Raw genomic sequence first — 12,189 nt, 5'->3', positions numbered from 1 at the left:
GACGGCACCTCTCCGCGTCCGGTCACTGGCGTGCCGCGGCAGGCTGCAGCAGGAAGTCGCACAGGACTCCTGGCGAGCCGGAGGTGACACACAACCGCAGGCGGCCGTCGGCGCGGACGACTGCCAGGTCAGGACTCACACCACCCGACCGAGCCTGATCCGGGGTGAGGAGCACCGACCCGCCACGGTCGTCGAGCGACCACTTTCCGGCGCCGGTGTACCCGTCCGACGACGTGTCGACGGGCAGCCCCACTGCCGAGAACCGGCCGTCGGCGGCCAGTTCAACGTGCCCCGTATGGCCGTCCTGGATCTTCCAGGTCCCGACCACGGAGGACCGGGCGGAGACGACGGCCAGTCGGGGCTCGGTCTCATACACGTCGATGAGGCGCCACGCAGACCCGGCGAGGAGCGCAGCGGCCGACACCGCGAGCGCGGTACGCCTGCGCCACCGCGGGGCCCGCTCGTCTCTCTCCCTCACCGCGCAGCCTCCCCCACGCGCCTGATCATGGTTGAGGACTGTGTCGTAAAGAGGCTTGTCTGTCCACGGCGAACGGCCAAAAAAATGGAAAGGGCGTCATCCGCGCCATTCCATTTACACCGTATAGCGCACTGTCTTGCGGCAAGACCCCGGACCTGCCGCAGAATCGCCCGGCGAAGCCCGAAGGCCGAAGTCAAGAACAGCGCTCATGGATGACCCCCTCCACGTCGTCCTGCCCGCCGCGCACCGTCTGGCACGCCCGAGGTGCGCGGCACCACGACCGACTACTTCTTCGCGCGCTCGCTCGTCGCCGCGGGCATGGGCATCTCACTGGTCCCCTCCATCGCGCTGCCCCCGGAGGTACCGGATCTACGCACCGTCCCCATCAAGCCGCCGGCTCCGACCCGGCACATCGGCATCGCCACGATCCGCCGCCGCGACCACCCCCAACTCCGCACGCCGGTGCGCGCTCTGCAGAAACAGGTGACACAGCAGGCAGCGCACTCTGAAGCAGCCGCTCAGTGCTCCGGCTGTGGATCCTGGTCCACGCTCGACGCCAGGCCGTCTCGGGTGAAGGGCCCGTGCCGGACGGAACCCGCCTCGCGAGGAAGTCCGTCCTCGCTGCCCCACGTCACCACGTCCAGGTACTCGTCACCGTCCACGTACCGGACGGTGAAGCCGGTCGTCCATGTCGCCTCGGGCAGGCGCAGCAGGAGCGTGCACCGCGTGGACAGGCCCTTGGGTCCGCCCCAGTTGACGGTGACGTTGTGGCCCGGCTCGCCGTCGACCGGCGCCCAGCGGACGAACGACAGCAGGTCGGCATACCCGTCGGCGTCGAGATCGCCGCTGCGCAGGACACTGCCGTACCCCTGCACGGGCGACTCGGTGTACTCCTTCGAGGCATCCAGCACCTGCAGGCCCGGGGCGGCTGGACGTCCGGCCGGGCCGTACACGACCCGCACGCCGTCGGCGTTCGGTACTGCGGCGGACGTGGTCTGCGGCACGCCGATCGCAAGGTCGGGGTATCCGTCACCGTTGTAGTCGTCCCGCAGGCCGATGGCGCCCGGGACGACGGTCGTCGTGGTGGGGCCGACGGCGACGGCCGCGAGGGCCAGTGCGGTGCCTCCGCCCAGGGCGCCCACCAACGCAACAGCGTGCCGGCGTTGTCGGCGGCCGGAAGCACGCCGCCTCCCGTGCGCAACAGCTTCGGGCACGCCGACTCCGTTTGTCTGAGCGGTGATTGACGGTGAAGAGGACTCAGAGGGTCAAGCGGCACCCAGTTGCGCAGTGATCTTCGCAAGGGCCTTGTCGGCAGGGTGTTGTTTGATCAGCCCTTCGCGGCCCGCGGCGCGGAGTTCCAGCACCGCCGTGCCGTCGGGGGCCGCGGCCACAACGGCCGTCACGACGGCGGGGTTCATGCCGCCGAGCCCCACGCCGACGATCGCCCGCATGGTGACGCCCCCGTCGTCGCGCGCCTGTGTTCCTGTCAGGCTCCCCGCTCCGGTCAGGATGCCGTGGAGCAGCGAGGAAACGGCCTCGACCGTTCCAGGCAGCGGTATGCGAGTGGTGCTGACGTCCTTCTTCGTCCACTTGAAGCCCCGCGCGGCTCCGCGCGCACCGCCGCGCGCTCCCGCTCTGCCCAGCCCGCGGTGTCCGGTGATCGTCCCTCCGGCGGCGCCCCCCATCGCGCCACCCCGCGCGCCGAGTTGCATCATCGCCGCAAGCAGGAGCTCATCCTCGCCGGCCTCGTCGAACACGCCCGCCTCCTCGGTCATACGCATCAGAGAGCCGTACAGCCTCGCGGCCGGACAGGGGATCGCATGGCGGACCGGGCCGGCATCGCGACGCTGTACGGGGGCCTCAGTCCTACCACTGCCCGGGCCTTTGAGCCCACTGCCCCGACCTGTCCCGCGAAGGTCTCACCGCGGCGCGGGTCTCCGCTGGTCAGAGCGGGGCCCGTGGTGGCGGCCGCGCCGGCGCCCCTGCCGCACAGGCCGCCGCGCACGGCCCGGCCGGGGCCGCCCGGCACGCGGCATCCCATGCCTGGTACGCCGTGCCGCGGACGGGAGGCCGCCACCCCGGCTACATCAACGTCCATCTGAAGCCGGGCGACAACGACGTCCAGGAGACCATCGAGGGCCCGACGGCCCCTGGCGCTGGCATCGGACCACCAACTGCGGCCGCTACGTCACCGGCCCGGTTTACCGCTGCTGCTCCGGCGCCCGCACGTACCGGGACTGGCTCCCGGTCGCCCTGTCGACCGGCAACAGGGGGTACGCGGCGCGGCACTGCGTGATCGGAACCCACGAACAGGCCCCGGGGCCCGTCCGGTTCGGTCCGTCACGCCGCCCGTCACCGAACAGGGACTGAGGGCGAAGCGATCACGTCCCGTCGGCGTGGACGGCGTAGACGTACCGCTTGTTGACGTACTCGCTGGCGTTCCAGATCACGGACTCGCTGTAGGCCCAGCCGGACGCGCCGCTGCTGTGGTAGCTGAGGTCCTCGCAGCCGATGGCGAGGTCGCAGACGGTGGTCGCGGTCGAGTCGCCGGAGGTGAAGGTGCGCAGCGACCCCTTGGTGGACGGGCCGGCGCTCGTCGAGAGGTAGTGCTTGCTGTTGCGGGACACGACGCCCTGGATCTTCTGCTGGGCGATGGTCACGGCTTCGGAGGCGGTGAGCGAGCCCACCTGCCGGTCGGTGTAGTCGAGGTTCCAGCGGACGACCTTGGGGGTGGTCGTGCCGGGGCCGGTGCCGTTGAAGGTGCCGTCCGTGTAGTCGACGGTGCCCGACAGGGAGTACTCGCTCACCACCAGGCTGTCGGGGGTGCTGGCGCGGTCGAGCCCGATGGCGGTGTAGCGCAGGTACGTCCCCGCGTTGTCGTAGGCGTAGCTCTGCGGCAGGACGTACTGGTACCCGTAGCCGTAGTACAACCCGTCGGTGTGCAGGCCGCACACGTCCTTCTGGGCGGTGTCGACCGTGAAGAGGGTGTTCAGGTCGAACACCCTCAGCCCCTTGTACGTGTCGACGACGTAGAGCAGGTTGCCGTACCACATGATGCCGCCGGCGTGCTTGCGGATGGGGTTGAAGGAGTATTCCCCGGTGGCGGTGGTGACCGGCTCGACCAGGAGGACGTGGCGGTACGTCGGTGTGGAGGCGGTGTTGTAGTCGACGAACGTCAGCCGCAGGCCCTTGTCGAGCGTGTACTCGTCGACGCCGTCGCCGTCGGGGTCGGTCTCGAAGTACCAGGAGGCGAGCACGACTTTGTTGGTGCCGCCCGACGGGTAGACCCCGTTGCCGTAGGCGTCGGCGCTGGTGGTGACGCCCTGCGGGATCCAGTAGTCGACCGCCTGGTCGTCGCTGTCCCAGGCGAAGCCGGTGGCGAACGCCTCGACGGTGCTGGGGGCGCTGGTGAGGTGGGTGGCGCTGCGGTTGGTGTCGGCGATCACGGTCGTGGCGTCCACCGTGGTCAGCCTGGCTGCCAGGCCGGCGGTCAGAGCGGCGAACTCGCCGTACTTGTTCCCGGATCGGGCGGCGAGCGTGAACTGGCTCGCGTCGATGGTGGCCGCCTCGGCGACGGTGGGTGACAGCACGCTTCCCGCTGCCGCGACGAAGGGTGCGGCGGCCAGGCCCTTGAGGACCGTTCTCCGTGACATGGTCATGGGGAGGGAAGGTAAAGGAAGTTGATCAAGTGACACAACCCCGCTCGCGCAAAGACCGTCCGGCCGGCCGGCCCGCGTGTGGGCCCGGGCCGATCACAGAGAGTGAGGGTCCTTCCGCCGCGCTGCCGGCCGCGAGGCCGCGGGCCGTAATCCGGGGGCCCGAGCGGCGGCTGTGGCCATACGATCACTCGGAACGGCGGGTCGCGGGAAGGTCGGGCAGTGAACGAGGACGTCAAGGGCGGAGCAGTGGCCGCCGGGCAGTTGGCCCGTGGCGCGGCGTTGCGGGAGGTCGTCGACGTCGGTGATCCGGGCGCCTGGTTGGCGCTGGACGAAGGCGTGCGTGCGGATCCGTGGTACTTGCCGGCGCCTTACGGCCTCCCGCCCTGGGAGACGACGGAGGAAGGGGCCCGGCTGACCGCTGCTCTGCGGGGTGCGGGACGGTTCACCGCTGCTCTGCGGGGTGGGGCTCGGTTCGGGGCTGCTCTGCGGGGCGGGGGAGGGCTGACCGAGTCCCAGCTCGCGCTCGCCCTGTGCCATCGGGACGGCCGGGTCCGGCAGCGGGCTCTGCGGCAGGCCGTCGGGCATCGGGAGCTGTTGCCGCTGGTGGTCGTGCGGTGCGCGGACTGGGCGGAGCCGGTGCGGGAGCCGGCCCGCGGTCACCTGTCGCGGGCGCTGGACGCGGAGACCGCCGTCCGGCTCACCCCGCTGGTGCTGCGCGTCGGCCGGCGCAGCCGCGGCGACTTCGCCGTCGCCCTGGTGAGCGAGGTGCTGTGCCGGGCGCCCAGGGAACAGTTCGCGCCGCTGCTCGCGGACACGGACCGCGCCGTACGCCGTTTCGCGTACCGCCTTGCCGCCGGACAGGGGCTCCTCTCCCCTGCCGAGCTGGCACGTGCGGCCGCCCGCGACGAGGATGCCGTGGTCCAGAGTCTGTGCGCCGAGGCCGCGCTGACCGCTCTGGCGAAGGGGAACGTGGAGGACGGCGATGTCGACGACGTCGTCGGGCTCCTCGTCGGCGCCCGCAGTGCCCGCGCCCGGTCGGCCGGGGTCACGGCGCTGCGGGGGCTGGGGCGGACGGAGCGGGCCGTCGGCTTCCTGACGGACCGATCGGGGCTGGTACGGGCCTGTGCCCGGTATGTCGTACGCCAACTCGGTGGTGATCCGCTCGCCTGGTACCGGGAGCGGTGCGCCGACCCGACGGACGACGCGCTTCCGCCCGGTGCCGCTATGGGGCTGGCGGAGTGCGGGGAGCGCGCAGACGCCGCCCTGCTGTGGCCGCTGCTGGACCATCCGGCTGCACGGGTGCGGGCGCAGGCGGTGGCCGGGCTGCGGACGCTGGATGCGACGGACGTGGCGCGCATGCGTCTACTGCTCGACGACCCGGCGCCCGGGGTGGTGGGCGAGGCGACCCTCGCCCTGCTGCCCTCGGCCGAACTGCTGCCGGAGCACTGGCTGATGGAGCGGCTCGGCACGGAACGGCCCCGGTGGGTGCGCGTCTCGGCGTACCGGCTGCTGGACGCGCGTGGCGGGGCCGCAAGGCTACGGGCGGCGCGACGGCTGCTCGGGGACGCCGACGAACGGCTTCGGAGCCGGGCTGAGCTGACCGTAGGGCGCTCGCTCCCTTCTTCGTGACGTCCGGCCTGGGGGGATCAGGGGCCGGTCTGGCGGGCTGACGGACTGCCGGGCTGGCCCCCGGCGGAGTACTGCTGTGGATCAACCGGCTCGGCTCCGACGGACCCCTGTACCTTCCCGCGGCCACCGTCGCGGGCGCTCTGCCCGGCACCTGGCGGGCGACGGAGTCCGAGGCGGGCTGGGGCAGCCGGGCCGTTCTGCGCCGCACCGGCTGAATGGGCGGCCCTCCAAGCCTCCGCAGGATCGAACGCGCGGTGTGAGCGGCACCGGATCGCCCGCCTTGTCCTGTTGTGCGATGGCTCACGGTGACGAGGCGGAGGGCGCGTCCTACGATCATCAGCATCGGGATATGGAGCCGCCTGTTCCGCATGCCCCTGTTCTCGCCAGAGGAGAAGGATCCCGTGACCACCGGCACCGGCGCCCGTGAGAGCTACTACGAGCGCACGGCCGAGCGCCGCTACAAGCCCACGGCCCATGCGGGGGGCGCCTGGAACGCCGACGAGCAGCACTTCAGTCCACTCGCCGGCCTCGTCGTCCACGCCGTCGACCGCCACCTCGCCGAGCAGCCCGCACGGAACCTGAACCTGGCCAGGATCAGCTACGACATCCTCGGGCGCATCGCCCTGGACGAGTGCGAGATCATCGTGGAGACGGTGCGGCCCGGCCGGACCATAGAACTCCTCGAAGCCGCCGTGGTCATCGATGGGCGGACGGTCGTGCGTGCCCGGGCGTGGCTGCTCGCCTCCTACGACACTTCTGCCGTGGCCGACAGCCCGCACGAGCGGCTTCCCGATCCCGAGGCCCTCACGCCCTGGGCGATGAGCGGCGCGTGGGACGGCGGCTACATCTCGTCGATCGACGTCCGGCGGCTGCCGCCGGCCCGCAGGGGCCGCGCGACGGCCTGGATCTCGTCGCCCCTCGAGCTCGTCGCCGGCGAGCCCAGCAGCCCTCTCGCCTCCTACATCGGCCTCGTGGACACCGCCAACGGCATCGCGGTGCAGCAGGATCCCACCGAGTGGATGTTCCCCAACGTCGACCTGACGATCCACCTGCACCGCCAGCCGCAGGGGCCCTGGACGGGGCTGGACACCACCGTCACCTTCGGTCCGTCGGGGCAGGGGCTCACCAGTAGCGTCCTGCACGACATCCACGGCCCCATCGGCCAGGCCGAACAGATTCTCACCGTCCGCCGGCAGCCGTAGGAGAGAGTGGGGCCGGCCAGGCTCCGCCACGTGCGATTCAAGTCGCCATCGCACCGTCCGCGATTGAACAGAGGCATGAGCTGGGTGAGGTCGCGGCGGTTTCGGCTGGCCAGAGAGACGGCCGGCGGCGTCCCAGCCACCCATCACCTTGCCGCTCCACCGCACCAGAGTTGGGTACGGGTACTCATGCGGATCACCACCCGCCGCGGCATCCTGCACCCATGACCGATACCCTCCCAGCCCCGGAACGCCGGCGCCCCTGGTCGCACCGAACACGCCCGGGCGTGGACCTCGCCCTCGCGATCCCGCTGTTCCTGTTGGAGACCGCGTGGCTCGTGCTGGACTGGATATACGGCTACGGCCTGGAGGTATGGGCGGCGCAAGGCGACCATGCACGGATCGACACGGCCGGCCTCGCGCACATCGGGCGGGTACGGATGCTGCTGATCGCCGTACTCGTCCTGGCAGTTCTCGCGGCGATCTTCCGAGCCCGCTGGACGGTGACCGCACACCTGCTGGTGGCCCTCCTGGCAGGCGGATCGCTGACGGCCGCGCAGCACGAGTGGGACCACAGCCACACCCCGCCACCCGGATGCATCCGCTATGGGCCCAACTGCTGAGAGAGCTTCGCAGTCGACGACATGCACTCCGACGCCCGCCGGCGGGACAATCCTGCGCAGTCCACCAGACGGAGCAGAACGATGCAGTCCAATTCGACCGTTCAAGGTCCGGGTTGGGAGTCAATCTCTATGCGAAAATGTCGCAGAGTCGCCAACCACGAGGTGCGTCATGGCAGAGGAATCCGCCCCCACCCCGCCATGGAAGATCACCGATCGAGACCTTCGGCGCCTGATGAGGCGCGGTATTAGAGAAGTGGCCGACGATCCAACCGCGATGGAGCTATCCGCCCGCATTCAGCAAAGGGAGAACGTCGAAGAGGACCGCGAGCACAGGGAGCGGTCTGAGAGTTCCGCGGCCCTCGGGCTCCTGGCCGGAATGGCGCTGCTGCTTGTCTTCATTGTCGGCTCCGTCGCGACCTTCCACCCCTGAGGCACGGGATCAGCAGCATCAGGCAGGGACAAGCGCCAGCAGACGGCCCTCCGAGCACCATCGAGCCGGAGACACTCCGTTCGAAGACGGCAGCCGCCCGAGCCTGACTCTTCGCAACCATCGGTCCCAACGGCGTTAATGAATGCATAGGGGGTGGGAGGTGCAGCCGTAGGGGTTGACGGTCCCCGCGCGCGCTGGTTCAGTGGCTGAGCCACTCAGTCACTGTGCCGCCCTGAGGAGGGATCGTGGAGGCGTTGCCCCGCGAGACGATCGTGGACGTCCTGGAGAACCGGCTGCGCGAGGACATCCTGAACGGCAGCCGCCCGCCGGGGAGTTATCTGCCTCCCGAGCGTCAGCTCGCCGACGGGTACGGCGTCACGCGCACCACCCTCAAGCACGCCTTCGGTCGTCTGATGCAGGCCGGGCTGCTGGAGACCCGGCACGGTGTCGGCACCCGGGTAAGGGACTTCGCCCGTCTCGGTGGCGCGGATCTGCTGCCCATGCTGGTGCGTCACGACGCCCGGTGGATCCATGAGGTGTTCGAGGTGCGCCGCAGCGTCGGCGTCCTGATCGCCGAGCGCGCCGCCGAGCGGGCCACGGACGGACGGCGCAGGGAGTTGCGGGCGCTGCTCGACGCGGTGCGGGACGCGGAGAGCCCCGACGCCGTACAGCTGGCCGACGTCGAGGTGCACCGCGCACTCGCCCGCGCCACCGGCAACCGCGTCTACGTGCTGCTGACCAACACCCTGTTCAACGCCTACCTCCCCGTACGGGCCGCGCTGCGCGGGCCCTTCACCGACGCGGGCGCCGCTCACCGGCGGCTCGCTCCCGTGGTCGAGGCAGTGGCGGCGGCGGACACCGCCAGGGCGAGGACGTCCGCCGACACCTACCTGCGGGAGACCGAGCAGATCATGCTGGAGGGGCTGTCGTGAGGGGCACCTCGTTCGCGGAGACGCTGCTGGGCACGATCCGTCTCGACGGCGACGACCACCACCGGCGCATCCGTCTGGACCTGCGCGCGGAGGCCGACGAGGTGCTGCGTCCGCACCGCACCACCACGGCCCGGCTGAGCGGCCGGCTGCGCATCACCGGGCTCGCCGACGACCCGGGCACGCGGGGCGCCATGCAGATCTCACCGCTCGCCCGCCGCCGTATCCGCTACCAGTTGTCCTTCACCACCGCCGACCGCCGCACGCTCACCCTGGACGGGTGGAAGTCGGTGACGGCTCGTCACCCGGTGAAATCGATGACGGTTCTGCCGGTCACCCTCTACGAGGACGGAGCACCCATCGGCACAGGAACCCTCCGCTTCCCGGCCGCCACCGGACTGCTCCCCTTCCTGCTCAGTTTCCGCTTCCCCGAGCGGGAGGAGGCCTCCCGCTACACCGCGCCCCGGTGGGACGGCCGGCCCGGCCGCACCGAGGTCTGGTACACCACGGTCACCGACCCGGCCACCGGCACCGGAGTCTGGCTGCACCACGAACTCACCGTGCCCACCGACGGATCCCCACCCACGGCCCACGGCTGGGTCGCCACCTTCCCGCGGGAGGGAAAGGTGCGTCACGCCCGCTTCGGGCCCGCCCCCTGGCCCCGCCCCCAAGAGGGGTTCAGCGCCGCCGGTGTCACTGCGGCGGGCGGACAACTGAGCGGCAACGCGGATGACTTCGGCTGGGACCTGACCGAGAAGCCTCTGGACGCACCGCTGTTCACCTTTCCGCACTGGTCGTGGCGGCGCGCGCTCCTCCCGGCGACGCACCTGCTGCCGGCGTCCCGCGCCGCCTACAGCGGCACACTCCACGACGGAGAACGCACGCTCACGCTGCGGGACGCGCCGGGCGCCTCCGCCCGCATCTACGGCCATGGGAACGCACGTCGCTGGGCCTGGCTCCACGCCGATCTCGGCGACGGGGACGTGCTGGAGATCGTCGCAGCCGTGTCCACCAGGCCCGGGCTGCGCCGTCTGCCGCCCCTGGTCTTCCTGCGGCTCAAGCACCGGGGCCGCACCTGGCCGTCGCGGCCGGAGCGCTCGGCGGCCGGGCTGCTGGGGATCGGGCGGTTCCGGGCCCGGATCGGCCTGCCGGAGTGGACGGTGACCGGCCGCACCGCCCTGCGGCGCGTCCGCGTCACCGTCACCCAGCCCGCGGACCGGACCCTCGCCCTGGACTACCGCGATCCGGACGGCGCCCCGGCGGTGTGCCGCAACAGCGAGCGCGCCGACGCCGAAGTCGTGCTGGAACGCTGGTGGGGCCGCTGGCGCACCGAGGCGGCCTGGACCCTGGACGGCACCGCGCACGCCGAGGTGGGTGACCGGTGACCGCCGAGGGATTCGTGTCCGCCCTGATCGCCGACACCGGCAACGACCCGTGGGCCGCACGCGTGCCGCACCGCCTCGACACGCTGCTGGCCGCGCTGCCGCGACCGGTACGGGCCGCGGTGCGCACCGGTGCCGCCGCCGTCGACGCCTACGGCGTCCTCCGCACGGGCCGCCGGCTGGCCTCCCTGAGCCCCGAGGACCGTGAGGCGGTCCTCACCTCGCTGGCGGGCCGCCCCCGGCTGGTTCCCCTGCTCGACCTCCTCAAGGTGCCGGTCCTGCTCGCCGCGGCCACCGAGCGGACGGCACCGGCACCGTCTCCCGTTCCGCGCCTGGACCCGCCCCTCACCTGTGTGCCGGCCGGGGAGACGCCCGCTCGGTCCACCGCCGACGCCGTCGTGATCGGCTCGGGGGCGGGCGGCGCGATCGCCGCCCGTGTCCTGGCACGCGCCGGGGCCGACGTCGTGGTCCTCGAAGAGGGCGAGCACCATTCCACGGCATCCTTCCACCGCCGTACGCCCCTGGAGCGCTTCACCGACCTGTACCGGGACGGCGGCGCGACCGCCGCCCTCGGCAACCCGCCCTTGCTCCTGCCCGTGGGGCGCGCCGTCGGCGGCACCACCGTCGTGAACTCCGGGACCTGCTACCGCACTCCCCCGCACGTCCTCGCCCGCTGGAGCAGCCGCTTCGGTTTCGGCCTCGCCGACGGTCTCGACGCACACCTCGACGCGACGGAGTCACTCCTGCGCGTCCGGACACAGCCGCTGGACGTCCTCGGCACCAACGGGCTGCTCGCCCTGGCAGGCGCCGAGCGGCTCGGATGGCGGGCCGGCCCGCTGCGCCGCAACGCGCCCGGCTGCGCGGGTTCGTGCCAGTGCGTGGTCGGCTGCCCCACCGGCGCCAAGCAGAGCGTCCAGGTGTCCGTACTGCCCGACGCCTGCGCCGCGGGCGCCCGCATCGTCACCGGCGCGCGGGTGCGGCGCATCCTGGTCGACCACGACCGCCCCGGGGTTCCCCGCGCGGCGGGGGTTCACGTGCTGCGGGCCGACGGCAGCGCGTTCGAGATCCTCGCCCCGCTCGTGGTCACCGCCGCGGGCGCCCTGGAGACCCCGCCGCTGCTGCGCCGTTCCGGCCTCGGAGCCCACCCGCGGCTGGGCGGCAACCTCAGCGTGCATCCGGCGACCAGCCTGGCGGGCCGCTTCAGCGAACCCGTGACCTCCTGGCGCGGCGTGCTGCAGAGCGTCGGCGTCGAGGAACTCCACGAGCGCGGCGTCCTGATCGAGGCCACCGCGAGCCCGCCCGGAATGAGCAGCTTCATCCTTCCCGGCCTCGGGCGCAGCCTGCGCCGGGAACTCGACGGCGCCGACCACCTGGCGGTCCTGGGCGCCATGATCGCGGACCGCCCCTCCGGCCGGGTGAGCGGCCGGAACCGCGCCCTGGTCCGCTACGCCCTGGACCCGGCCGACGGCCGGCGCCTGCACATCGCCCTGGGCGCCATGGGACGCCTCCTCTTCGCCGCCGGTGCCCAGGAAGTCCTCACCGGCGTCTCAGGCGCTCCGTACGCCCGTACACCGGATGAACTGGACGCGATCCTCGCCGGCATCACCCCACGGCAGCTGCACCTGTCGGCCTTCCACCCCACCGGAACGGCCGCCGCGGGCGCCGACCCGGACCGCGCACCGGTCGACCCTCACGGCCGCCTGCGCGGCGTCACCGGCGTCCTGATCACCGACGCCTCCGTCCTGCCCTCGTGCCCGGAGGTCAACCCCCAACTCAGCATCATGGCAACGGCCTCCGCCATCATCGAGGCCAACCTGTCCTGAGACGAACGGTTTTCAAGATCCCAGGCGCCCCTGAGAG

The 12,189-nt window shown here is 72.0% G+C and carries 11 protein-coding genes and 1 pseudogene; 8 read left to right on the top strand and 4 right to left on the bottom strand.

Features of this window, described 5'->3' with window-relative positions:
- Window positions 1-22 precede the first annotated feature (22 nt).
- Window positions 23-478: a hypothetical protein gene (locus ACF1A5_RS05400; protein WP_392191488.1), complete on the bottom strand. Its 456-nt coding sequence runs from the start codon at window positions 476-478 to the stop codon at window positions 23-25.
- Window positions 479-742: 264 nt separating this feature from the next.
- On the opposite strand from ACF1A5_RS05400, the pseudogene ACF1A5_RS05395 reads away from it, so the two are divergent.
- Window positions 743-901, top strand: a pseudogene (locus ACF1A5_RS05395) (LysR substrate-binding domain-containing protein); the annotation flags it as partial.
- A gap of 95 nt (window positions 902-996) precedes the next feature.
- On the opposite strand, the gene ACF1A5_RS05390 reads toward ACF1A5_RS05395, so the two are convergent.
- The 3 genes from ACF1A5_RS05390 to ACF1A5_RS05380 form a co-directional block, all read right to left on the bottom strand.
- The gene (locus ACF1A5_RS05390; protein WP_392191689.1) at window positions 997-1,620 is read right to left on the bottom strand and encodes a hypothetical protein; all 624 of its coding nucleotides are present in this window, start codon (window positions 1,618-1,620) and stop codon (window positions 997-999) included.
- 123 nt (window positions 1,621-1,743) lie between these two features.
- On the bottom strand, window positions 1,744-2,259 hold the full coding sequence (locus ACF1A5_RS05385; RefSeq protein ID WP_392191487.1) for a hypothetical protein: 516 nt from the start codon (window positions 2,257-2,259) through the stop codon (window positions 1,744-1,746).
- A gap of 600 nt (window positions 2,260-2,859) precedes the next feature.
- The gene (locus ACF1A5_RS05380; protein ID WP_392191486.1) at window positions 2,860-4,137 is read right to left on the bottom strand and encodes a hypothetical protein; all 1,278 of its coding nucleotides are present in this window, start codon (window positions 4,135-4,137) and stop codon (window positions 2,860-2,862) included.
- 219 nt (window positions 4,138-4,356) lie between these two features.
- Here ACF1A5_RS05380 and ACF1A5_RS05375 point away from each other — a divergent pair, with 219 nt between their 5' ends.
- The 7 genes from ACF1A5_RS05375 (at window position 4,357) to ACF1A5_RS05345 (ending at window position 12,152) form a co-directional block, all read left to right on the top strand.
- The gene (locus ACF1A5_RS05375) at window positions 4,357-5,766 is read left to right on the top strand and encodes a hypothetical protein (RefSeq protein ID WP_392191485.1); all 1,410 of its coding nucleotides are present in this window, start codon (window positions 4,357-4,359) and stop codon (window positions 5,764-5,766) included.
- Window positions 5,767-6,134: 368 nt separating this feature from the next.
- Window positions 6,135-6,968, top strand: coding sequence for a thioesterase family protein (locus tag ACF1A5_RS05370; protein WP_392191484.1), 834 nt, complete (start codon window positions 6,135-6,137; stop codon window positions 6,966-6,968).
- A gap of 221 nt (window positions 6,969-7,189) precedes the next feature.
- Window positions 7,190-7,588: a DUF6234 family protein gene (locus ACF1A5_RS05365; protein WP_392191483.1), complete on the top strand. Its 399-nt coding sequence runs from the start codon at window positions 7,190-7,192 to the stop codon at window positions 7,586-7,588.
- Window positions 7,589-7,757: 169 nt separating this feature from the next.
- Window positions 7,758-8,018 (top strand): hypothetical protein, encoded by a 261-nt coding sequence (locus ACF1A5_RS05360; protein WP_392191482.1) that lies wholly within the window; start codon window positions 7,758-7,760, stop codon window positions 8,016-8,018.
- 245 nt (window positions 8,019-8,263) lie between these two features.
- Window positions 8,264-8,950, top strand: a complete 687-nt coding sequence (locus ACF1A5_RS05355) for a FadR/GntR family transcriptional regulator (RefSeq protein ID WP_392191481.1) — start codon at window positions 8,264-8,266, stop codon at window positions 8,948-8,950.
- Window positions 8,947-10,332 (top strand): hypothetical protein, encoded by a 1,386-nt coding sequence (locus tag ACF1A5_RS05350; protein ID WP_392191480.1) that lies wholly within the window; start codon window positions 8,947-8,949, stop codon window positions 10,330-10,332. The genes ACF1A5_RS05355 and ACF1A5_RS05350 overlap by 4 nt, the downstream gene beginning before the upstream one ends.
- Window positions 10,329-12,152 carry a GMC family oxidoreductase N-terminal domain-containing protein gene (locus tag ACF1A5_RS05345; RefSeq protein WP_392191479.1) on the top strand — a complete coding sequence of 608 codons (1,824 nt, stop codon included), beginning with the start codon at window positions 10,329-10,331 and terminating at the stop codon, window positions 12,150-12,152. Before ACF1A5_RS05350 ends, ACF1A5_RS05345 begins: the two co-directional genes overlap by 4 nt.
- Window positions 12,153-12,189: the final 37 nt, after the last annotated feature.

It is taken from the genome of Streptomyces sp. NPDC014864 (assembly GCF_043081525.1).
Lineage (GTDB): Bacteria > Actinomycetota > Actinomycetes > Streptomycetales > Streptomycetaceae > Streptomyces.
The sequence above is the reverse complement of the archived record's forward strand: the minus strand, read 5'-3'. Positions and strand labels throughout refer to the sequence as shown.

Bases quoted from the DNA above. Each gene is read 5' to 3' on its own strand.
- ACF1A5_RS05385 (WP_392191487.1), bottom strand. From the start codon at position 2,259: ATGCGTATGACCGAGGAGGCGGGCGTGTTCGACGAGGCCGGCGAGGAT.
- ACF1A5_RS05380 (WP_392191486.1), bottom strand. From the start codon at position 4,137: ATGACCATGTCACGGAGAACGGTCCTCAAGGGCCTGGCCGCCGCACCC.
- ACF1A5_RS05370 (WP_392191484.1), top strand. From the start codon at position 6,135: ATGCCCCTGTTCTCGCCAGAGGAGAAGGATCCCGTGACCACCGGCACC.
- ACF1A5_RS05365 (WP_392191483.1), top strand. From the start codon at position 7,190: ATGACCGATACCCTCCCAGCCCCGGAACGCCGGCGCCCCTGGTCGCAC.
- ACF1A5_RS05360 (WP_392191482.1), top strand. From the start codon at position 7,758: ATGGCAGAGGAATCCGCCCCCACCCCGCCATGGAAGATCACCGATCGA.